Origin of the sequence: Sinorhizobium sp. M4_45, from assembly GCF_002885915.1 — a bacterium.
Classification (GTDB): domain Bacteria; phylum Pseudomonadota; class Alphaproteobacteria; order Rhizobiales; family Rhizobiaceae; genus Sinorhizobium; species Sinorhizobium meliloti_A.
Window position 1 is genome coordinate 711,559 of record NZ_NWVE01000001.1, and the last position, 20,540, is coordinate 732,098.

At 63.1% G+C, this 20,540-nt stretch carries 18 protein-coding genes; 17 read left to right on the top strand and 1 reads right to left on the bottom strand.

Features of this window, described 5'->3' with window-relative positions:
- Positions 1 to 2 precede the first annotated feature (2 nt).
- The 11 genes from cobW to CN933_RS03665 all read left to right on the top strand — a co-directional run bounded on the left by cobW (position 3) and on the right by CN933_RS03665 (position 14,179).
- Positions 3 to 1,067 carry a cobalamin biosynthesis protein CobW gene (gene cobW / locus CN933_RS03615; protein ID WP_018095253.1) on the top strand — a complete coding sequence of 355 codons (1,065 nt, stop codon included), beginning with the start codon at positions 3 to 5 and terminating at the stop codon, positions 1,065 to 1,067.
- Between the two features lie 39 nt (positions 1,068 to 1,106).
- Entirely contained in the window at positions 1,107 to 4,922 is a 3,816-nt protein-coding gene (cobN, locus tag CN933_RS03620; RefSeq protein ID WP_018095252.1) for a cobaltochelatase subunit CobN, read from the top strand.
- Positions 4,923 to 4,932: 10 nt separating this feature from the next.
- Positions 4,933 to 5,577: a cob(I)yrinic acid a,c-diamide adenosyltransferase gene (cobO, locus tag CN933_RS03625; protein ID WP_018095251.1), complete on the top strand. Its 645-nt coding sequence runs from the start codon at positions 4,933 to 4,935 to the stop codon at positions 5,575 to 5,577.
- Positions 5,577 to 6,002, top strand: a complete 426-nt coding sequence (locus CN933_RS03630; protein WP_018095250.1) for an EamA family transporter — start codon at positions 5,577 to 5,579, stop codon at positions 6,000 to 6,002. Before cobO ends, CN933_RS03630 begins: the two co-directional genes overlap by 1 nt.
- Positions 6,003 to 6,162: 160 nt before the next feature.
- Positions 6,163 to 7,329, top strand: coding sequence for a transporter substrate-binding domain-containing protein (locus CN933_RS03635; RefSeq protein ID WP_018095249.1), 1,167 nt, complete (start codon positions 6,163 to 6,165; stop codon positions 7,327 to 7,329).
- Positions 7,326 to 7,940, top strand: coding sequence for an ANTAR domain-containing response regulator (locus CN933_RS03640; protein ID WP_018095248.1), 615 nt, complete (start codon positions 7,326 to 7,328; stop codon positions 7,938 to 7,940). The genes CN933_RS03635 and CN933_RS03640 overlap by 4 nt, the downstream gene beginning before the upstream one ends.
- Positions 7,921 to 8,817, top strand: a complete 897-nt coding sequence (locus tag CN933_RS03645) for an ABC transporter permease (protein ID WP_102761297.1) — start codon at positions 7,921 to 7,923, stop codon at positions 8,815 to 8,817. The genes CN933_RS03640 and CN933_RS03645 overlap by 20 nt, the downstream gene beginning before the upstream one ends.
- On the top strand, positions 8,817 to 9,737 hold the full coding sequence (locus tag CN933_RS03650) for an ABC transporter permease (protein WP_018095246.1): 921 nt from the start codon (positions 8,817 to 8,819) through the stop codon (positions 9,735 to 9,737). Before CN933_RS03645 ends, CN933_RS03650 begins: the two co-directional genes overlap by 1 nt.
- A gap of 41 nt (positions 9,738 to 9,778) precedes the next feature.
- Positions 9,779 to 11,395, top strand: a complete 1,617-nt coding sequence (locus CN933_RS03655; protein WP_018095245.1) for an ABC transporter substrate-binding protein — start codon at positions 9,779 to 9,781, stop codon at positions 11,393 to 11,395.
- A complete protein-coding gene (locus tag CN933_RS03660; protein WP_018095244.1) occupies positions 11,385 to 12,329 on the top strand; it encodes an acetamidase/formamidase family protein in 945 nt (314 codons plus the stop codon). Before CN933_RS03655 ends, CN933_RS03660 begins: the two co-directional genes overlap by 11 nt.
- Positions 12,330 to 12,397: 68 nt before the next feature.
- Complete coding sequence (locus CN933_RS03665; RefSeq protein ID WP_018095243.1) at positions 12,398 to 14,179, top strand: ABC transporter ATP-binding protein; 1,782 nt, start codon at positions 12,398 to 12,400, stop codon at positions 14,177 to 14,179.
- 23 nt (positions 14,180 to 14,202) lie between these two features.
- On the opposite strand, the gene CN933_RS03670 is transcribed toward CN933_RS03665, so the two are convergent.
- Positions 14,203 to 14,988, bottom strand: coding sequence for a TSUP family transporter (locus CN933_RS03670; RefSeq protein ID WP_026168628.1), 786 nt, complete (start codon positions 14,986 to 14,988; stop codon positions 14,203 to 14,205).
- A gap of 325 nt (positions 14,989 to 15,313) precedes the next feature.
- Here CN933_RS03670 and CN933_RS03675 point away from each other — a divergent pair, with 325 nt between their 5' ends.
- The 6 genes from CN933_RS03675 (at position 15,314) to CN933_RS03700 (ending at position 20,405) form a co-directional block, all read left to right on the top strand.
- Positions 15,314 to 15,742 carry a cobalamin biosynthesis protein gene (locus CN933_RS03675; protein ID WP_026168627.1) on the top strand — a complete coding sequence of 143 codons (429 nt, stop codon included), beginning with the start codon at positions 15,314 to 15,316 and terminating at the stop codon, positions 15,740 to 15,742.
- A 133-nt stretch (positions 15,743 to 15,875) separates the two neighbouring features.
- Entirely contained in the window at positions 15,876 to 16,715 is an 840-nt protein-coding gene (cobA, locus tag CN933_RS03680; RefSeq protein ID WP_018095241.1) for a uroporphyrinogen-III C-methyltransferase, read from the top strand.
- Entirely contained in the window at positions 16,712 to 18,001 is a 1,290-nt protein-coding gene (locus tag CN933_RS03685; RefSeq protein ID WP_018095240.1) for a cobyrinic acid a,c-diamide synthase CobB, read from the top strand. The genes cobA and CN933_RS03685 overlap by 4 nt, the downstream gene beginning before the upstream one ends.
- Positions 18,002 to 18,003: 2 nt before the next feature.
- Entirely contained in the window at positions 18,004 to 19,005 is a 1,002-nt protein-coding gene (gene cobD / locus CN933_RS03690) for a threonine-phosphate decarboxylase CobD (protein WP_018095239.1), read from the top strand.
- Positions 19,005 to 19,991, top strand: coding sequence for an adenosylcobinamide-phosphate synthase CbiB (gene cbiB / locus CN933_RS03695; protein WP_018095238.1), 987 nt, complete (start codon positions 19,005 to 19,007; stop codon positions 19,989 to 19,991). Before cobD ends, cbiB begins: the two co-directional genes overlap by 1 nt.
- 126 nt (positions 19,992 to 20,117) lie before the next feature.
- On the top strand, positions 20,118 to 20,405 hold the full coding sequence (locus tag CN933_RS03700) for an acyl carrier protein (protein WP_010969581.1): 288 nt from the start codon (positions 20,118 to 20,120) through the stop codon (positions 20,403 to 20,405).
- The last annotated feature ends 135 nt before the right edge of the window (positions 20,406 to 20,540 follow it).

Genomic DNA, 20,540 nt, shown 5'->3' on the forward strand with positions numbered 1-20,540 from the left:
CCATGACACTCGCAAGGGCGCCGCAGGGCAAAATACCGGCTACCGTCATCACCGGCTTTCTCGGTGCCGGCAAGACGACGATGATCCGCAACCTGCTGCAGAATGCCGACGGCAAGCGCATCGCGCTGATCATCAACGAATTCGGTGATCTCGGTGTCGACGGCGATGTGCTGAAGGGCTGCGGAGCGGAAGCCTGTTCGGAAGAGGACATCATCGAACTGACCAATGGCTGCATCTGCTGCACCGTAGCCGACGACTTCATCCCGACCATGACGAAGCTGCTCGAGAGGGAGAACCGGCCGGATCATATCGTCATCGAAACCTCCGGCCTGGCGCTGCCGCAGCCGCTCGTCGCCGCATTCAACTGGCCGGACATCCGCAGCGAGGTAACGGTCGACGGCGTCGTTACCGTCGTCGATAGTGCGGCGGTCGCCGCGGGCCGCTTTGCCGATGATCACGACAAGGTAGACGCGCTGCGTGTCGGCGACGATAATCTCGACCACGAGAGCCCGCTCGAAGAACTTTTCGAGGATCAGCTCACCGCCGCGGACCTCATCGTTCTCAACAAGACGGACCTTATCGACGCCGCGGGGCTGCAGTCCGTGCGCGAAGAGGTGGCCTCCCGCATCAGCCGCAAGCCGACGATGATCGAGGCGAGGAACGGCGAGGTAGCCGCCGCCATCCTGCTCGGGCTCGGAGTGGGTACGGAGGGCGATATCGTCAACCGCAAGTCTCACCACGAGATGGAGCATGAGGCAGGCGAGGAGCATGATCATGACGAGTTCGACAGCTTCGTCGTAGAGCTTGGCGCCATAGCCGACCCTGCCGCTTTCATTGAAAAGCTCAAGGGCGTCATCTCAAAGCACGACGTGCTGCGCCTCAAGGGCTTCGTCGACGTTCCGGGCAAGCCGATGCGCCTCTTGGTCCAGGCGGTCGGCAGCCGCATCGACCAGTATTTCGACCGCGCATGGGCTTCCGGCGAAACACGCGGCACGCGTCTCGTCGTCATCGGGCTGCATGACATGGACGAGCCCGCCGTGCGCGCAGCGATTTCGGCGCTCGCGTGAAATGGCTTCGAATTTGAACGAGGAGTCCAGGGAGCATCCATGCATCTCCTCCTAGCTCAGAAAGGAACGATCGCCGACGGTAATGAGGCGATCGACCTGGGACAGAGCCCGGGCGACATATTGTTCCTGTCGGCGGCCGATACGGAGCTTGCCTCGATCGCGGCTGCCCATCGTCAGCGCGCGGGCGCAAGAAGCCTGCGGATCGCCAGCCTGATGAATCTCATGCACCCCATGTCGGTCGACACTTACGTCGAACGCACGGCGAGGCATGCGAAACTGATCGTCGTACGGCCGCTCGGTGGTGCGAGCTACTTCCGTTACGTCCTCGAGGCGCTCTACGCCGCGGCGGTTGCGAATAAGTTCCAGATCGCCGTGTTGCCGGGCGACGACAAGCCGGACCCGGGCCTCGACCCGTTTTCCACCGTATCGGTGGAAGATCGGCAGCGCCTTTGGGCGTATTGCACCGAAGGCGGCGCGGAGAATGCCGGCCTGTTCCTCGATTACGCGCAGGTATTGATCGATGGCGGCGACAAGCCGCAGCCGGCGCGGCCGTTGCTCAAGGCGGGGATATGGTGGCCTGGCAGGGGCGTGATCGGCGTCGAGGAATGGGTGCGCCTGTCCGAAGCGCGTCCGGCTGTAACCCCCGGTCAGGTGGACAGAGCGGAACACGAACCCACCGTCGCCATCTGCTTCTACCGCGCGCTCGTCCAGAGCGGAGAGACGAAGCCGGTGGAGGCGCTGATCGAGGCTCTGGCGGCCGAGGCTGTGCGGGCGCTCCCCGTTTTCGTCTCCAGCCTCAAGGATCCGGTCTCGATCGGCACGGTCGAAGCGATCTTCGCCGAAGCAGTGCCGGATGTCGTGATGAACGCCACGGGCTTTGCCGTTTCCGCACCCGGCGCGGACCGCCAGCCGACCGTGCTCGAATCAGGCGGCGCGCCGGTGCTGCAGGTCATCTTTTCCGGCTCGTCGCGGGAGGCCTGGGAAGCTTCGGCTCAAGGGCTGATGGCCCGCGATCTCGGCATGAATGTCGCGTTGCCGGAGGTGGACGGGAGGGTTCTCTCCCGTGCCGTTTCCTTCAAGGCTGCCTCGGTTTACGACCCGCTGGTGGAGGCCAATATCGTCGGACACGAGCCGCTTGCGGATCGTGCACGTTTCGCGGCGCGCCTTGCCGCCAATTGGACGAAGCTGCGCCGGACCCCGCCCGGTGGCCGCCGGGTTGCCATCGTCATGGCCAACTATCCGAACCGCGACGGACGCCTCGGAAACGGCGTGGGTCTCGATACGCCTGCCGGCACGATCGAAGTGCTGAAAGCGATGACCGCGGAAGGCTATGCTGTCGGCAATGTTCCTGATGACGGCGACGCGCTGATCCGCTTTCTGATGGCCGGGCCGACCAATGCGGCGAGCGGCGACCGTGAAATCCGCGAAACGATTTCCTTGAATCGCTACAAGGGTTTCTTCGAAGCGCTTCCGAAAAAGATTCAGCAGGAAGTGACCGCGCGCTGGGGCGCGCCGCAGGCCGACCCCTTCTACATCGACGGGGTATTCGCCCTGCCGCTCGCGCGCTTCGGCGATGTGCTCGTGGGCATCCAGCCGGCGCGCGGCTACAATATCGATGCGAAGGAAACCTATCACGATCCGGACCTCGTGCCGCCGCACGGCTATCTCGCTTTCTATGCCTATTTGCGCGAGGTATTCGGCGCCCATGCGATCGTCCATATGGGCAAGCACGGCAACCTCGAATGGCTCCCCGGAAAGGCGCTGGCGCTTTCCGAAGAGTGCTACCCCGAGGCGATATTCGGCCCGATGCCGCATCTTTATCCCTTCATCGTCAACGATCCCGGCGAGGGCACGCAGGCCAAGCGGCGAACCAGCGCCGTCATCATCGACCATCTGACGCCACCTTTGACGCGGGCGGAGTCCTACGGACCGCTGAAGGACCTGGAGGCGCTGGTCGACGAGTACTACGAGGCTGCGGGCGGCGATCCCCGGCGGCTCAGGCTGCTCAGCCGGCAGATCCTCGATCTCGTCCGCGACATCGGCCTCGACCACGACGCCGGCATCGAGAAGGGCGACAGCGAGAACCAGGCGCTCGAAAAACTCGATGCCTATCTCTGTGACCTGAAGGAAATGCAGATCCGCGACGGGTTGCATATCTTCGGCCTGGCGCCGAAGGGAAGGCTTTTGACCGATCTTACGGTCGCGCTCGCCCGTGTGCCGCGGGGTCTGGGTGAGGGCGGAGATCAGAGCCTGCAGCGGGCAATTGCGGCGGACTTGAGATTGCACGTGGCTTTGCCGCAACCCTTCGACCCGCTCGATTGCGTCATGTCCGATCCTTGGGCCGGCCCGAAGCCCGATCTTCTCGCCGCCCTCTCGGATGCGCCATGGCGCACCGCCGGCGACACCGTCGAGCGCATCGAACTGCTTGCAGCGAAGCTCGTTTCAGGCGAAATCGTCTGCCCGGTGGGATGGACCAACAGCCGCGCCGTACTTGACGTGGTCGAGACGCGGCTGAAGCCTTCGATCCAGAGCTCCGGCGAGGCGGAAATCAAGGGTCTGCTGACCGGCCTCGACGGCCGGTTTGTCGCCCCCGGTCCCTCGGGTGCGCCGACGCGCGGCCGTCCGGACGTGCTGCCGACGGGGCGCAACTTCTATTCGGTGGACAGCCGCTCCGTGCCGACTCCGGCGGCCTATGAGCTCGGCAGGAAATCGGCGGAGCTGCTTATCCGCCGCTACCTGCAGGACCACGGCGAATGGCCGTCCTCTTTCGGATTGACGGCCTGGGGCACCTCCAACATGCGTACCGGCGGCGACGACATCGCCCAGGCTTTGGCACTGATCGGCGCAAAGCCCGTCTGGGACATGGCCTCGCGCCGCGTGACCGGCTACGAAATCGTTCCGCTTGCCGTTCTCGGCCGTCCCCGTGTCGACGTCACCCTGCGTATATCCGGCTTCTTCCGCGACGCCTTTCCCGAGCAGATAGCACTCTTCGACAAGGCGGTCCGCGCGGTCGGCGCGCTCGACGAGGACGATGCCGACAATATGATCGCCGCCCGCATGCGTGCCGAAACGCGGCGGTGGGAAGAGCGGGGCGCCGACGTGAAGGAGGCTCAACGCCGTGCCTCCTATCGCGTCTTCGGTTCGAAACCCGGCGCTTACGGAGCGGGCCTGCAGGCGCTTGTCGATGAGAAGAACTGGGAAACGCGCGGCGATCTTGCCGAGGCTTACCTCATCTGGGGCGGTTACGCTTACGGTGCCGGCGAGGATGGAAAGGCGGAGCGGGGCCTTTTCGAGGAGCGCCTGCGCTCGATCGAAGCCGTGGTCCAGAACCAGGACAACCGCGAGCATGATCTGCTCGACAGCGACGACTACTACCAGTTCGAGGGCGGCATGAGCGCTGCGGCTGAGCATCTCGGCGGTCAGCGTCCGGCCATCTACCACAACGACCATTCGCGCCCCGAAAAGCCGGTCATCCGCTCGCTCGAGGAGGAGATCGGCCGCGTGGTGCGTGCCCGCGTCGTCAATCCGAAGTGGATCGACGGCGTGATGCGCCACGGCTACAAGGGAGCCTTCGAAATCGCCGCGACGATCGATTACATGTTCGCCTTCGCTGCGACCACCGGGGCGGTGCGCGATCATCATTTCGAGGCAGCCTATCAGGCCTATATTGCCGACGAAAAAGTCCTCCGGTTCCTGCGCGAAAAGAACCCGGCCGCGCTTTCGGAAATATCGGAGAGGCTGCTGGAGGCGATCGACCGCGGCCTATGGAACCCGCGCTCCAACTCGGCGCGATTCGAACTGAACAGCCTTTCCGGCCGCGCGGCTACCGATCGCCTGATGGCCGGAAACCAATAGGGAGGACATCATGAACGACGAGACCGCGAATACCGGCGAACCGATCGCCGAGAAGGACGAAGCGCGCCACGCCATGAAGATGGCGAAGAAGAAGACCGCCCGCGACAAGATCATGGCCACCAAAACGGACGAAAAAGGCTTGATCATCGTCCACACCGGCAAGGGCAAGGGCAAATCGACGGCCGGCTTCGGTATGATCTTTCGCCACATCGCCCACGGAATGCCCTGCGCCGTCGTTCAGTTCATCAAGGGCGCCATGCACACGGGCGAGCGTGATCTGATCGAGAAACATTTCGGCGATATCTGCCAGTTCTACACGCTCGGCGAAGGCTTCACCTGGGAGACGCAGGATCGCGCGCGCGACGTCGCAATGGCGGCAAAGGCGTGGGAGAAGGCAAAGGAGCTCATCCGCGACGAACGCAACTCCATGGTGCTCCTCGACGAGATCAACATCGCGCTGCGCTACGACTACATCGAGGTCGCCGAGGTCGTGCGCTTTCTCAAGGAGGAGAAGCCGCACATGACGCATGTGGTCCTGACCGGCCGCAACGCCAAGGAAGACCTGATCGAGATCGCCGATCTGGTAACGGAGATGGAACTGGTGAAACACCCCTTCCGCTCGGGCATCAAGGGTCAGAAGGGCGTGGAATTCTGATGACGCAGGCCTGGCAGTTCTGGGCGCTGCTCTCCGCGGTCTTCGCAGCGCTAACTGCCATTTTCGCCAAGATCGGCGTCGCAGACATCACCTCCGACTTCGCGACGCTGATCCGAACAGCCATCATTCTTGTCGTTGTCGTGAGCATCGTTGCAGTGACCGGACAATGGCAGCGCCCAACGGAGATCTCCGGCCGAACCTGGCTCTTCCTCGGCCTGTCCGGTCTTGCGACAGGGGCGTCGTGGCTCGCCTATTTCCGCGCGCTCAAGCTGGGCGATGCCGCTCGCGTGGCACCGGTCGACAAGCTGTCGATCATATTCGTCGCGCTGTTCGGCGTGCTTTTTCTCGGCGAGAAGCTCAATCTGATCAACTGGCTCGGCGTCGGTCTGATTGCGGCCGGTGCGCTTCTGCTGGCGGTATTCTAGCGGGCACGGCAAGATCCGGACAGGAAATCGTCGCCGCCATGTCCTTTCGTATTGACAAGTCGTATCCTAACGTTAGGCTTGGCTGAAATTATCTGTCGGCATCTGGGCCTCGAAGGGAAACTTTGTTTCTCTGCGGGGCCTTTTTGCATTTGAGGGGCGAATGACAGGCAACGTTACCTACCCGGTAGGAGTATTGTTCTCTCGGAGCGGGAGCTACGCGCAGCCGGCGGGCCAAGGCTTTGGCGGCGCTATGGCAGCGATCGAGCATGTCAATGCGTCCGGGCGTTTTCCGTTCAGGCTCGAGGCCCATCATCTCGATCCGGCAGGCGAGGCGGATCGCTATGCACCGCTTTGCAGGCAACTGATCCGCGAGCACGGTGTCCGCCATGTGGTGGGCTGCACCACCTCCTGGAGCCGCAAGGAAGTGATTCCCGTGGTCGAGAAGCTCGACGCGCTGCTCTGGTATCCTTGCGTCTATGAAGGTTTCGAGGTTTCCGAAAACCTTATCTACGTTGCCGCCTGTGCCAACCAGCACCTGGTGCCGCTTCTCGACTATATCGCGCCGCGGTTCGGCAGCAGAGCGATGCTTGTCGGCTCCAACTATATCTGGGGCTGGGAGACCAACCGAATCGCACGCGACATTCTCCATCGCTCGGGCGGCGAGGTCCTGGGCGAGCGTTTCGTGTCGATGGGCGACACGGATATCGTCCACCTGATCGACGAGGTGCGCGAGAAGAAACCGGATTTCATCCTGAACAACCTGATCGGCCCGTCATCATACGCTTTCCTGCGCGCGCTTCACGCTCTCGCTGAAGCGGATGAGCGCTTCCATCCGGATAAATGCCCGGTCATCAGCTGCAACCTCTACGAGGGCGAGATCGCCGGGCTCGGACACGCCGCGGCGGGGCATTTCACGGTCAGCTGCTATTTCCGCACGATCCAGTCGCTGGAAAACGACGCCTTCCTGAAGACACTTGCGGCGCTGGATCCGGGCGCCGTAGTCGATGCCTTCTATGTGCAGGCATTCAGTGCCGTGGTGATGATCGCCGAGGCGATCGCGCGCAGCGGCAGCGACGATGCGGATGTTGTACGCGCCGCCCTGTGCGGGCAGGCGGTCGACACACCGCTCGGGGCCATCAGCGTCGATCGATGGACGAACCATGTGGAATTGCCGGCCCATATCGGCCGCGCGGGCGCAGATGGCAGTTTCGAGATCGTCAAGCGCTCGTATGAAGCCATCACGCCGGATCCGTTCCTGACATCCACGCCGCTTGTCCGCGCGATGGGAGGGAACGAGGCCCGGCCTGAGCTGAAGGTGGTGAAATGAGATCTGTTCATAACACCCCGAATTTCGATGGCTGGCAGGCGCTCATCCTGCACCGGCCGCATCAGAACGTCGACGCTCTCTTTGCCCAATGCGCCCGCATAGGCATTGCGGCGGAACAGGCCTGGCCGGATTTTCCCGGTGACCGATCTGCAGAGGAGTTCAACGTCCTCCTTATCGACGCAGATATGGGCCACGACGAGCAATTTCCCTGGCGTCAGGGGGAAGCACCCATGCCGATGATCGCACTGATCGGCTCCGAGGCACCCGGCCGCATCGCCTGGACTATCGCGCAAGGGGCCGACGCGCAGCTTCTGAAGCCCATCGGCAGCGCCGGGCTGTACAGTGCTCTGATGGTCGCAAGCCACAGTTTTGTCCGCCGCCATGCGCTCGATCGTGACGTCGCCGCATTGAAGCATCGCCTCACGCGACGCCAGGAACTTGCGGAGGCAACGGCGCTGCTGATGCTCCGGAAGAACTGCGGGGCCAGCGAAGCCTACCAGCACCTGCGCCTGACCGCGATGTCGCGCAGCTGCAGCATCGAGGACGTTGCCGCGGCGATCGTCCAGGAATTCGAGAACCACGGATTGAAGAATGCCGACCATGGTCGCTGAAACGGCGCGCAGCAAAGAGAATAGGACACCGGGCGTGTGGACGCGCCTCCTTCGCAGGCCGCTTGCGCTCATCGGTCTTGCGGTCATCATCGTGGTGGTTGGCGCAGCAGCGCTTGCGCCTTGGATCGTGCCCTATGACCCGCACGAGCAGTTCTTCGAGGGTCTGACCATCGAAGGCGCGCCGCTGCCGCCCAACAGTCAATTCTGGCTCGGTACCGACCTTGTCGGACGCGACCTCCTGAGCCGGCTGATCTATGGCGCGCGCACCTCGCTCGTCATCGGCGTGGTCGCCAATGGCATTGCCGTCGTCATCGGCTCGCTCGTCGGCATTGCAGCCGGCTATTTCCGCGGCTGGGTGGACACCGTGCTGATGCGCTTCACCGACCTGATGATGGCCTTTCCGGCGCTCCTCCTTGCCATCGTTCTGGCCGCGATCTTCACACCCAGCCTCTGGATCGTGGCGATGGTCATCGCGATGGTGAATTGGGTGCAGATCGCCCGCGTCGTCTATACCGAAACCCGCTCGATAGCCGAGCGCGATTTCGTGACTGCCGAGCGGGCCATGGGGGCCGGCGCCGGCCGCATTCTCTTCCGTCACATTCTTCCGCATCTCCTGTCCACGATCATCGTCTGGGCGACGCTCGGGATTGCGACGACGGTGCTTCTGGAGGCGACGCTTTCATTCCTCGGTATCGGCGTGCAGCCGCCCATCCCCTCCTGGGGCAATATCATCTTCGAAAACCAGACCTATTTCACTTCGGCACCGTGGCTGGTGTTCATACCGGGTGCGGCGATCCTGGCGCTCGCGCTCGCCTTCAACCTGGTCGGCGATGCGCTGCGGGATGTTCTCGATCCGACGCAGCAGGGGAGGCATTGATGGCAGCCTATATCGCGCGGCGACTGCTTCAGACGGTCGTCATCCTGCTTGGTATCAGCTTCGTCACCTTCGTTCTCCTCTATCTGATACCGGCCGATCCGGCCAGACAGATCGCCGGCCGCAGCGCAACGGCTCAGACCGTGGAGAACATCCGCGAACAGCTCGGGCTCAACCTGCCTTTCTACGAGCAGTATCTGCGCTATGTTTCCGGCCTGGTGCAGGGCGACTTCGGCCGCTCCTACCTGCAGAAGACCGAAGTCGCGACGCTGATCGCGTCGCGGCTTCCCGCAAGTCTCGTGCTGATGGCCGGAGCCATCACTTGTGAACTGATCTTCGGGCTCACCATGGGGATCGTCGCGGCGCTTCGGCGCGGCTCACGCACCGACGACACGCTGATGATCGCGTCTTTCGTCGGGGTGTCGGCGCCGCAATTCGTGATCGGCATCCTGCTGCTTTATGTCTTCGCCGTGAAGCTCGGCTGGTTCCCGATTGGCGGCTATGGCACTTTCGCCCATCTGGTCCTGCCCTCCGTTACGCTCGGCTTCCTGGGCGCCGGCTGGTATTCGCGCATGATGCGTTCCTCGCTGATCGAAGTGATGCGCCAGGATTTCATCCGCACGGCGCGCGCAACCGGTGCGGGCCGCGCCAAGGTCCTGTTCCGGCACGCAATGCCCAACGCGATACTGCCCGTTATCGCGATGATCGGCATCGACATCGGTCTGTTCATGTCCGGAATAGTCGTGGTGGAAAGCGTCTTTGGCTGGCCCGGCATCGGCCAGCTTGCCTGGCAGGCGATCCAGCGGGTGGACATCCCGATCATCATGGGCGTCACGCTCGTCTCTGCGTTTGCCATCGTGCTCGGCAACCTGCTCGCCGATCTCATCACACCGCTTATCGACCCGCGCATCAAGCTGCGTTGACGCGGGAAGAACCAACAGCAGCACGAAGAAAGGAACTTCAGATGAGGAACTTGCTACTGGCCGGCGTCTGCGCCGCTGCCCTCTTGGGAACTCCTGCGCTTGCCGACGACATCAAGCAGGGTGGCGAAATGACCGTCACCTACAAGGACGATGTTTCGACACTCGATCCGGCGATCGGCTACGACTGGCAGAATTGGTCGATGATCAAGTCGCTGTTCGATGGCCTGATGGATTATGTCCCGGGCACGACCGAGCTGCGTCCCGACCTTGCCGAATCCTACGAAATCTCTGAAGACGGCAAAGTCTTCACGTTCAAGCTGCGCCAGGGCGTCAAGTTTCACAATAGCCGCGAGCTGACGGCCGAAGACGTGAAATATTCGATCGAGCGCGTGGTGAACCCGACGACCCAGAGCCCGGGTGCCGGATTCTTTTCGACGATCAAAGGCTTTGAAGATGCCTCTGCCGGCAAGGCGGAGGGGCTGTCCGGCATCACGGTGCAGGATCCGCACACGATCAGGTTCGAACTGACCCGGCCAGACGCCACATTCCTCCATGTCATGGCCCTCAACTTTGCCCATGTCGTGCCGAAGGAAGAGGTCGAGAAACACGGCTTCGACTTCGGGAAGAATCCCGTCGGCTCCGGCGCGTTCAAGCTTGCCGAGTGGACGCTTGGGCAGCGCCTCGTTTTCGAGCGCTTCGCCGACTACTGGAACGAAGGGCTTCCGAAGCTGGACCGCATCACCTTCGAGGTTGGCCAGGAGCCGGTCGTCGCGCTGCTTCGGCTGCAGAATGGGGAAATCGACGTACCCGGGGACGGCATTCCGCCGGCGAAGTTCGTCGAAGTGACGAATGATCCGAACTTCAAGGACCTGATCATCCAGGGTGGCCAGCTGCACACCGGCTATGTGACGATGAACGTCAAGATGGCTCCCTTCGACAAGGTCGAGGTGCGCAAGGCTGTGAACATGGCCATTAACAAGGATCGTATCCTGCGTATCATCAACGGTCGCGCGGTTGCCGCCAACCAGCCGCTGCCGCCCTCGATGCCCGGCTATGCAAAGGACTATGCAGGTTATGCCTACGACCCCGACGGTGCCAAGAAGCTGCTCGAGCAAGCTGGCCTCGCGGACGGGTTCTCGACCGAACTCTATGTCATGAATACCGACCCGCAGCCGCGCATCGCCCAGGCGATTCAGCAGGACCTGAAGGCGATCGGCATCACGGCATCCATCAAGTCGCTCGCGCAGGCCAATGTCATTGCGGCCGGCGGCGAGGAAAACCAGGCGCCGATGATCTGGTCGGGCGGCATGGCGTGGATTGCCGATTTCCCCGATCCCTCGAACTTCTACGGTCCTATTCTGGGTTGCGGCGGTGCCGTGCCGGGAGGCTGGAACTGGTCCTGGTACTGCAATGAAGAGCTCGACAAGAAGGCGGCCGAAGCCGACGCCATCGTCGACCCGGCAAAGGCCGCGGAACGCGAGGCCCTGTGGCGCGACATCTATCTGAAGATCATGGAGGACGCGCCCTGGGCGCCGATCTTCAACGAGGAGCGCTTCACCATCCGCTCCGAGCGTATCGGCGGCGACGACAAGCTGTTCGTCGATCCGGTCCACATCCCCGTCCATTACGATCAGGTATATGCAAAAGATGTGCAGTAACTGCGACTACACCATCCACGGACGCCATCACCATTACGGCTGGGATCATTCGATCCCGCCGGCGGAAACCGTGGCGCCCGGATCGCGGCTCGAGTTCAATTGCCTGGACTCCGGCTCCGGTCATTTCACCGCCGACAGCACGGTTGCCGATGTCTCGACGGTCGATTTTACGAAGGTCAATCCGGTCACCGGTCCCATCTATGTCGATGGGGCCAGGCCGGGGGACGCCCTGAAGGTGACCATCGAGCACTTCAAGCCGAGCGGCTTTGGCTGGACGGCCAATATCCCGGGCTTCGGGCTCCTCGCCGATCAGTTCGCCGAGCCGGCGCTGACACTCTGGAAATATGATCCGGCTACGCTCGCTCCCGCAGCCTTCGGCGAGCTCGGCCGGGTTCCCCTGAAGCCCTTCGCCGGCACGATCGGGCTCGCGCCGGCAGAGCCGGGGCTGCATTCCGTAGTTCCGCCGCGGCGGGTAGGAGGCAATCTCGACATTCGCGATCTGGCGGCGGGAACGACCCTTTACCTGCCCGTCGAGGTGGAGGGCGCCTTGTTCTCCATCGGCGACACGCATGCGGCGCAGGGGGATGGCGAAGTCTGCGGCACGGCCATCGAAAGCGCGATGGATGTGGTCGTGAAGCTGGAGCTGGTGAAGGACGCCAATCTCAAGATGCCGCGCTTTACCACGCCGGGCCCCGTCACACGGCATCTCGACGCCGAGGGTTATGAGGTCACGACCGGCATTGGAAGCGATCTGATGGAAGGTGCGCGTGCGGCCGTGTCCGGCATGATCGACCTTCTCTGTGCGACGCGCGGCATGAAGCCGGAAGACGCCTACATGCTGTGCTCGGTCTGCGGCGACCTTCGCATCAGCGAAATCGTCGACCAGCCGAACTGGGTCGTGTCCTTCTATTTCCCGCGCATCGTCTTTGCGTGACGAACGGCCCTGTTCCGCCTCGGCGGGGCAGGGCGTCCTTCTGATGACATTGCCGAGGCCTCTGCCCGATGACTTCCTCTCTGCTTTCCGTGAAGGAACTGACCGTCCAGGTGGCCACGCCGACCGGGCCGAAGGTCGTGGTGGAGCGTCTGTCCTTCGATCTTCTTCCCGGCAGGACGCTTTGTCTTGCAGGCGAGAGCGGATCGGGAAAGTCGATGACCGCGCTTTCGCTGATGCAGCTGCTGCCGAAGCCGATGGCACGTATTGCGGGCGGCTCGGCCACTCTCGATGGCGAGGACATATTGGCGCTTCCCGAAGCGCGCATGCGGCAGATTCGCGGGCGCAAGATCGGGATGATCTTCCAGGAGCCGATGACCTCGCTCAACCCGGTGATGACGGTCGGCAATCAGCTGATCGGTGCGATCACCGCGCATGGAAACGCCAGTGGGCGGCGCGCCGCGCGGGTGCGGGCCGTAGAACTCCTGGACCAGGTTCAGATCCCGGAGCCGGAGCGGCGGCTCGGCCAATATCCGCACGAGCTTTCCGGCGGCTTGCGTCAGCGCATCGTCATCGCGATGGCGCTCGCGCAGAACCCGCGAATCCTGATCGCCGACGAGCCCACGACGGCGCTCGACGTAACGGTTCAGGCGCAGATACTGGCCCTTATTCGCAAGCTGCAGGCCGATCATGGGATTTCGGTGATCATGATCACCCATGACATGGGCGTGGTCGCGGAGATGGCCGACGAGGTGCTGGTGATGAAGCATGGCCGCACCGTCGAGCACGCAACCAGCAGGGATCTTTTCGCGCATCCGCAGGATGCGTACACGAAGGAACTCCTTTCCGCTGTGCCGCGCCTCGGCGAAATGGCGGGGACGGAGGCACCGAAACGCGCAGCGGCGAAATCGGTCGCGGCAGGATCTCAGCCAGGCGACGAACAGCCGATGCTCGACGTCGAAAACCTCACGGTGCGTTTCGACATCAAGGGCGGCTTCCTTCAGCGCCCGGTCAGGCGACTTCACGCGGTGGAGGGCATTTCTTTCTCCGTGCGTAGGGGTGAGACGCTGTCTCTCGTCGGAGAATCCGGTTGCGGCAAGTCGACGACCGGCAAGGCGCTCTTGAACCTTGTCCCGTGGACGGGAGACATCCGCGTCGACGGACGCTCCACGCATGGCTTGCGGGGGAGCTCCATGCGACCCATCCTGCGCGACGTCCAGATGATCTTCCAGGACCCATACGCATCGCTGGATCCGCGAATGCGCGTCTGCGATCTGGTGGCCGAGCCACTGGTGATCCACGGCCTTGCAAGCGGAAGCGAGCTGCGTGACCGGGTGGAGTATCTTTTCAAGCGGGTCGGATTGTCGCCCGAGCAGATGAAGCGCTACCCGCATGAGTTTTCGGGCGGTCAGCGGCAGCGCATCTGCATAGCGCGCGCCCTGTCTCTCTCACCGAAGCTCATCGTCGCAGATGAGTCCGTCGCGGCACTCGATGTATCAATCCAGGCTCAGGTGCTCGATCTCCTGCAGGACATCCAGGACGAGACCGGCGTCTCCTACCTGTTTATTTCTCACGACATGGCAGTCGTCGAGCAAATCAGCCATCGGGTAGCGGTCATGTATATGGGCCGTTTCGTCGAAACGGGCACGCGGCGGCAGATCTTCGAGAATCCGCAGCATCCCTATACGAAGAAACTGATGGCTGCCGTTCCCGTGGCAGATCCGGGTCGAGCACGCCGGGATTTCGTGCCTAAAGCGGAAGACCTGCCCAGTCCCGTGCGCGCCCTGGACTATGTGCCGTCCTTCCCGCCGCCATCGGATCTGGGCGGCGGACATCTCGTCTGGAGCGGCTGAACGCTCGTCGGTTTTCGACTGGCCTACAGCCCCAGCCAGATACGCAGCGGATATCCCGGATCGGCGAGCAGCCGGATGGCGAGCGCGATCGAAACGACGACCAGCAAAGGCTTGATGATCTTCGCGCCCTTTGCCATCGCATAGCGCGAGCCGACCTGCGCGCCGAGGAACTGGCCGACGCCCATCGTCAGGCCGATCTTCCACAGCACGACGCCGCTGAGCAGGAAGACGAAAAATGCGCCGATATTGGAGCCGAAGTTCAGGAATTTCGTGTGCGCCGTCGCCTTGAGGATGCCGTAGCCTGCGAGGGAGACGAAACCGAGCATGAAGAAGGAACCTGTGCCCGGACCGAAAACGCCGTCATAGAGGCCGATCAGGGGCACGAAGGTGATGGTGAACAGGAAAACCGACAGCCGCCGATGCTTGTCGATGTCGCCGATATTCGGCTTGAAGCCGAAGTAGAGGGCGATGCCGATCAACAGGAACGGCAGCACGGCCTCCAGGACGTCCGCGGGAACGACCGTCGCCAGCAAGGCGCCCAAAACTGCGCCCGCCGCCGACATCAGGGCCATCGGGAGCTGCTCCCTGAGGTTCACGTGACCGTGCCGGGCATAGGCGATGCTCGCCGACCCCGAGCCGAAAAGGGACTGCAGCTTGTTGGTGCCCAGCGTCTCGAGCGGTGGAATCCCCGCAATCAGCATGGCCGGGATGGTGATCATCCCGCCGCCGCCGGCGATCGAATCGATGAACCCTGCAAGGAATGCGGCCGCGAAAAGAAAGAGCAGTATGTGGAGGGCTAGGTCGTGCACTGGAGTCTCGAGCAAATAGGGCGGCGGAACTGCTTCAGCCGCCTTGTGTCAGAGCTGACGCCGAAATGCAAAGAATTGTCTTGAGGGCGTTCCGTGACCGCACGGTTTGCGACACGTGGATGGCGCAATCCGGTTTGACCGACCTGAAACGCTCCGATAAAAATGACGATCATGCGACGGCGTCCGTTCAGGCGGACTGAAAGAGCGTCCGGTGCGGCCGACCCATGCAGGGGGCTTGATCCGGTGCTGTCCGGACCGGTACGTGGCATTTGCCAGGCCGGCGCTTCGTATGGAACGCCGACGCCGCATGGGAGCCGCACCGCATATGCCTTCCGCCGAAGGACACATCACCGCCGAACTCGTGCTCGGCCTTGGCTGCGAGCGCAACACAGCGCCCGAAGAGGTGATCGCGCTTGCCGAACAGGCGCTTGCGGATGCCGGCGCTTCCGGCAGGGATGTCGCACTCGTCGCCTCTCTGGATGCGCGAACCGATGAGCCCGCGATCCATGCGGTGGCGCGGCACTTTTCGGTGCCCACGCATTTCTTCGACGCTGCCACGCTGGAGGCGCAATCGTCGCGTCTAAAAAATCCATCGAAGGTCGTCTTTGCCCATACGGGTTGCCACGGCGTCGCTGAAGGCGCGGCTCTGGCGGCCGCCGGGTGCGACGCGGTGTTGCTTGTACCTAAGATCCGATCGGTGCGGGCGACGGCGGCAATCGCCGGGCCGGCTGATTATGCAAAGGGAGCCGTGTGATGGCCTCGGCCGAATTTTGCAGTTTCTTTGATGAGCGGATTCAATTATCTGCCATTGTTTCCTGCATAACGACTTCAAGTTTTTCCTTCGTCGGATCGGATGGAATGCCTTGCTTTGCCCGGAGTATCGACCGATGACCGACATGTTTGCCGGCCTGCCTGATCTCGAGCCGGGTTCGGTCTGGCTCGTCGGCGCGGGCCCGGGCGATCCCGGCCTTCTGACCCTGCACGCAGCCAACGCGCTTCGCCAGGCGGATGTGATCGTTCACGATGCGCTGGTCAACGGTGATTGCCTCAAGCTCGCCAAAGCGAGTGCAGCACTCGAATTTGCGGGCAAGCGCGGCGGCAAGCCTTCGCCGAAACAGCGCGATATCTCGCTGCGGCTGGTCGAACTGGCACGTGAAGGGAAGAGGGTGCTGCGCCTCAAGGGTGGCGATCCCTTTGTCTTCGGCCGAGGCGGAGAGGAGGCGCTGACCCTGGTCGAGCACCGCATCCCGTTCCGCATCGTTCCCGGGATCACCGCGGGCATAGGCGGGCTTGCCTATGCCGGTATTCCGGTCACGCATCGGGAGGTGAACCACGCGGTGACTTTCCTCACCGGCCATGATTCTTCCGGCGTCGTGCCGGACAGGATCAATTGGGAAGGCATTGCCAAGGGCTCTCCGGTGATCGTCATGTACATGGCGATGAAGCATATCGGCCAGATCTCGGCCAACCTGATCGCCGCCGGCCGCTCGCCAGACGAGCCTGTGGCTTTCGTCTGCAATGCCGCGACACCGGAGCAGGTGGTGCTGGAAACCACGCTTTCGTCCGCCGAAGCCGATGTAACCGCTTCGGGGCTCGAGCCGCCGGCAATCGTCGTCGTCGGCGAGGTCGTCCGGCTGCGCGCCTCGCTCGACTGGCTTGGCGCTCTCGATGGCCGGGCGCTCGCTCCCGATCCGTTTTCGAGCCGCATTCTCCGGAATCCGGCATGAATGGAGTGATGATTGCAGCCCCGAGCTCCGGCTCGGGCAAGACCACGGTCACGCTCGGCCTGATGCGGGCATTGAAACGTCGCGGGCTCTCGATCGCGCCTGGCAAGGCGGGGCCGGACTATATCGACCCGGCCTTCCACGCGGCTGCCAGCGGCAAACCCTGCTTCAATTATGACCCGTGGGCAATGCGCCCCGAACTGCTCCTTGCCAATGCGGCGGCTGCGACGGAAGACGGCTCGGTGCTGATCATGGAGGCGATGATGGGCCTCTTTGACGGCGCGGCGGATGGCACGGGCGCGCCGGCGGACCTCGCCGCAGCACTCGGACTTGCAGTGATCCTGGTCGTCGATTGCGCGCGCCTCTCCCATTCCGTGGCCGCCCTGGTTGGCGGCTATGCCCGTCACCGCGACGATGTCCGTGTCGCGGGCGTCATTCTGAACAAGGTCGGCAGCGACCGGCATGAGGGAATGCTGCGCGATGCGCTTGCCGGTATTGCGATGCCGGTCTTCGGCGTGCTGCGGCAGGACGCAGCATTGAAGCTGCCCGAACGTCACCTGGGCCTCGTACAGGCAGGCGAGCATGGATCGCTGGAAGCCTTCATCGATCACGCGGCAATGCGGGTCGCATCGGGTTGCGATCTCGAGGCGGTGCTTGCTGCGGCGACGCCGCTGACGGTGGGAGAGACGGCCGGGACGCTAAAGCCGCTCGGCCAGCGGACAGCCGTCGCACGCGACTTGGCCTTCGCCTTCTGCTACGAGCATCTTCTTTCCGGCTGGCGCGGGCAGGGGACCGAAATCACGTTCTTCTCGCCTCTTGCGGACGAGGGGCCCGATCCGCTTGCCGATGCGGTCTATCTCCCCGGCGGTTATCCCGAGCTTCATGCGGAACAGCTCTCCAATGCTTCGAATTTCCGCGCTGCCATGCACAAGGCCGCTGGAGACGGGGCGCGCATCTTCGGGGAGTGCGGCGGCTACATGGTGCTGGGCGACGGGCTTGTCGCGGCGGATGGCGGGCGTTACGAGATGCTCGGGCTTTTGCCGCTCGTCACGAGCTTTGCCGAACGCAAGCGGCATCTCGGCTACCGGCGCGTGACACCGGTCGACGACGTGTTTTTCCGCGGACCGATGACCGCGCACGAATTTCACTATGCCACGATCGTTTCGGAGGGAGCGGCTGAGCCGCTCTTCACGGCACGGGACGCGGCAGGGCTCGATCTCGGCCGCGCCGGCCTCCGTCGCCGGAATGTTGCCGGCTCCTTCATGCATCTCATCGATTTCTCGGAATGATCATGGCCGCTCCCATCATACATGGCGGCGCGATCACGGAAGCCGCAGCGCGCTTCGGCGGCACGCCCGACGACTGGCTCGATCTCTCGACGGGTATCAACCCGTGTCCCGTCCCCCTGCCGGAAATCGACGCGCGCGTCTGGCACCGATTGCCGGATCAGCATGTGGAAGAGGCGGCCCGTGCGGCGGCCAGGGGCTACTACCGGACGGGCGAACTCATGCCATTGCCGGTGCCCGGAACACAAGCCGTCATTCAATTGCTCCCGCGGATCGCGGTCCAGGGAAAGCGCGCCGCCGTATTTGCGCCGACCTATGGCGAATATGCGCGCGTACTGAAAGGCGCCGGCCTTGCCGTCGACACCGTCACATGCGCCGGTGATCTCCGGACGGCGCACGGCCTGGCCGTCGTCGTCAATCCGAACAATCCGACCGGACGGCTCTTTCCGCCGGAGGAAATCCTTGCAATGGCGGAGGCGATGCGGGTGCATGACGGCCTGCTCGTGGTGGACGAGGCCTTCGGCGATCTTGAGCCGGACGCAAGCGTCGCCGGACACGTTGCGGCCAATGACAACCTCGTCGTTTTCCGTTCTTTCGGGAAATTCTTCGGTCTTGCGGGCCTTCGGCTCGGCTTTGTGGTCGCGCACCGGTCGATCGAGCAGTCGTTTCGTGACTGGCTCGGCCCCTGGTCGGTCTCGGGTCCGGCACTTGCCATTTCGGCGAAACTGATGGAAGGCGACACGCCGGGGATCAAGGCCGGCATCGCGGAACGCAAGGCCGCGCTCGACGCGGTGCTTCTCGGTGCGGGGCTCGAGGTGGTCGGCGGCACCGGCCTCTTCACGCTCGTAGAACACGAACGGGCTTACGATCTTCACGCGGCGCTCTGCGAGGCGCATATCCTGACGCGAAAGTTCGACTACGATCCGCGCTGGCTGCGTATCGGATTGTCGCCGAACGCGCAGGGCGACCGTCGTCTCGCCGAGGCTTTGAACCGGATGGGTGCGTAGTGTCGGCTGAAATACTTCTGATCCTCGTGATGGCGCTGCTGCTGGACCGCATCCTCGGCGATCCGGACTGGCTCTGGTCGCGTCTGACCCATCCGGTGGTGTTCTTCGGCAAGGCGGTCGAATTCGTGGACGAGGCGCTTAACCGCGGCGAATTCACCAAGGCCTGGCTGAAATTCCGCGGTGTCGTCGGCATTCTGGTACTGCTCGCCGGAGCCACGGCTTTGGGTGTCGTGCTCGCTCGGCTTTTCGATGTGCTTGGCGCCCTCGGCTCTTTGCTCGAGGTTGTCACGGTGGCCGTCTTCCTCGCCCAAAAGAGCCTTGCCGATCACGTTTCCCGGGTTGCCGCCGGCCTGCGACGCGATGGACTTGCGGGTGGCCGCAAGGCGGTATCGATGATCGTTGGGCGCGATCCGAACACACTCGACGAGCCGGCCGTCTGCCGGGCGGCGATCGAAAGCCTTGCGGAAAACTTTTCAGACGGCGTCGTCGCTCCCGCTTTCTGGTATGCGGTTGCCGGACTTCCCGGCCTTCTTGCCTACAAGATGCTGAACACGGCCGACTCGATGATCGGCCACAAGAGCCCGAAATATCTTCATTTCGGCTTGGCTTCGGCGCGGCTCGACGACCTGGCGAACCTGCCCGCGGCCCGGCTCTCGGCCCTCCTGATTGCGGCCGGCGCCTATTTCCGGCGCGGTGCGGAAGCGGCGAAAACCGCGATCGAGGTGGCGCGGCGCGATCACGGACTTCACCGCTCGCCCAATTCCGGCTGGCCCGAGGCTGCGATGGCAGGTGCCGTCGGCATTCAGCTTGCCGGCCCGAGAATCTATGGTGGCGTGAAGGTCGACGAGCCCATGATGAACGATGCCGGCCGTGCGGTTGCAGCCATCGAGGATATCGAGGCTGCGGTCACCGTCTTCTATGCGGCCTGCTCCGTGATGGCGCTCGCTTTCGCGATCGTCGCCTTGCCGCTTCTGGTTTTCTTCTAGGTAAACGGCCCTCTCCTGGCGGTTTAGCAACATCTGTTTCAAATCGCGGTGGCAAAAGCCTGTGGGGCATTGGCTTTTCCGGTGCATTTTTCTATAGGGTTCGCCAAGACTCGAATTTTAAGAGGTATGCGCGTGACAGCTACATTCGACAAGGTTGCCGATATTATCGCGGAAACGAGCGAGATCGATCGCGAGACGATCAAGCCGGAAAGCCACACGATCGATGATCTCGGCATCGACAGCCTCGACTTTCTCGACATCGTTTTTGCGATCGACAAGGAATTCGGTATCAAGATCCCGCTGGAGCAGTGGACTCAGGAAGTCAACGAAGGCAAGGTCTCGACCGAGGAATACTTCGTGCTGAAGAACCTCTGTGCCAAGATCGACGAGCTGCGGGCCGCCAAAGCGGGTTGAGGACGCCTCAAGCGGCTTTCCGCGTGGATTACGCTTTCATCTGCGATCGGAGTTTTAGCGATCATCGCTGACACGGATCGGCCCCTTTCCCGATGCCGCCTGTCGCGCCCCGCGCTTGACAGGCGGCATCGGCAT

Coding starts and splice junctions, on each gene's coding strand:
- CN933_RS03645 (WP_102761297.1), top strand. CDS start 7,921: ATGCCGACCATGGTCGCTGAAACGGCGCGCAGCAAAGAGAATAGGACA.
- CN933_RS03700 (WP_010969581.1), top strand. CDS start 20,118: ATGCGCGTGACAGCTACATTCGACAAGGTTGCCGATATTATCGCGGAA.
- CN933_RS03650 (WP_018095246.1), top strand. CDS start 8,817: ATGGCAGCCTATATCGCGCGGCGACTGCTTCAGACGGTCGTCATCCTG.
- CN933_RS03675 (WP_026168627.1), top strand. CDS start 15,314: ATGCCTTCCGCCGAAGGACACATCACCGCCGAACTCGTGCTCGGCCTT.
- CN933_RS03635 (WP_018095249.1), top strand. CDS start 6,163: ATGACAGGCAACGTTACCTACCCGGTAGGAGTATTGTTCTCTCGGAGC.
- CN933_RS03665 (WP_018095243.1), top strand. CDS start 12,398: ATGACTTCCTCTCTGCTTTCCGTGAAGGAACTGACCGTCCAGGTGGCC.
- cobN (WP_018095252.1), top strand. CDS start 1,107: ATGCATCTCCTCCTAGCTCAGAAAGGAACGATCGCCGACGGTAATGAG.
- cobD (WP_018095239.1), top strand. CDS start 18,004: ATGGCCGCTCCCATCATACATGGCGGCGCGATCACGGAAGCCGCAGCG.
- cobW (WP_018095253.1), top strand. CDS start 3: ATGACACTCGCAAGGGCGCCGCAGGGCAAAATACCGGCTACCGTCATC.
- CN933_RS03630 (WP_018095250.1), top strand. CDS start 5,577: ATGACGCAGGCCTGGCAGTTCTGGGCGCTGCTCTCCGCGGTCTTCGCA.
- CN933_RS03640 (WP_018095248.1), top strand. CDS start 7,326: ATGAGATCTGTTCATAACACCCCGAATTTCGATGGCTGGCAGGCGCTC.
- cobO (WP_018095251.1), top strand. CDS start 4,933: ATGAACGACGAGACCGCGAATACCGGCGAACCGATCGCCGAGAAGGAC.
- CN933_RS03655 (WP_018095245.1), top strand. CDS start 9,779: ATGAGGAACTTGCTACTGGCCGGCGTCTGCGCCGCTGCCCTCTTGGGA.
- cobA (WP_018095241.1), top strand. CDS start 15,876: ATGACCGACATGTTTGCCGGCCTGCCTGATCTCGAGCCGGGTTCGGTC.
- CN933_RS03685 (WP_018095240.1), top strand. CDS start 16,712: ATGAATGGAGTGATGATTGCAGCCCCGAGCTCCGGCTCGGGCAAGACC.
- CN933_RS03660 (WP_018095244.1), top strand. CDS start 11,385: ATGTGCAGTAACTGCGACTACACCATCCACGGACGCCATCACCATTAC.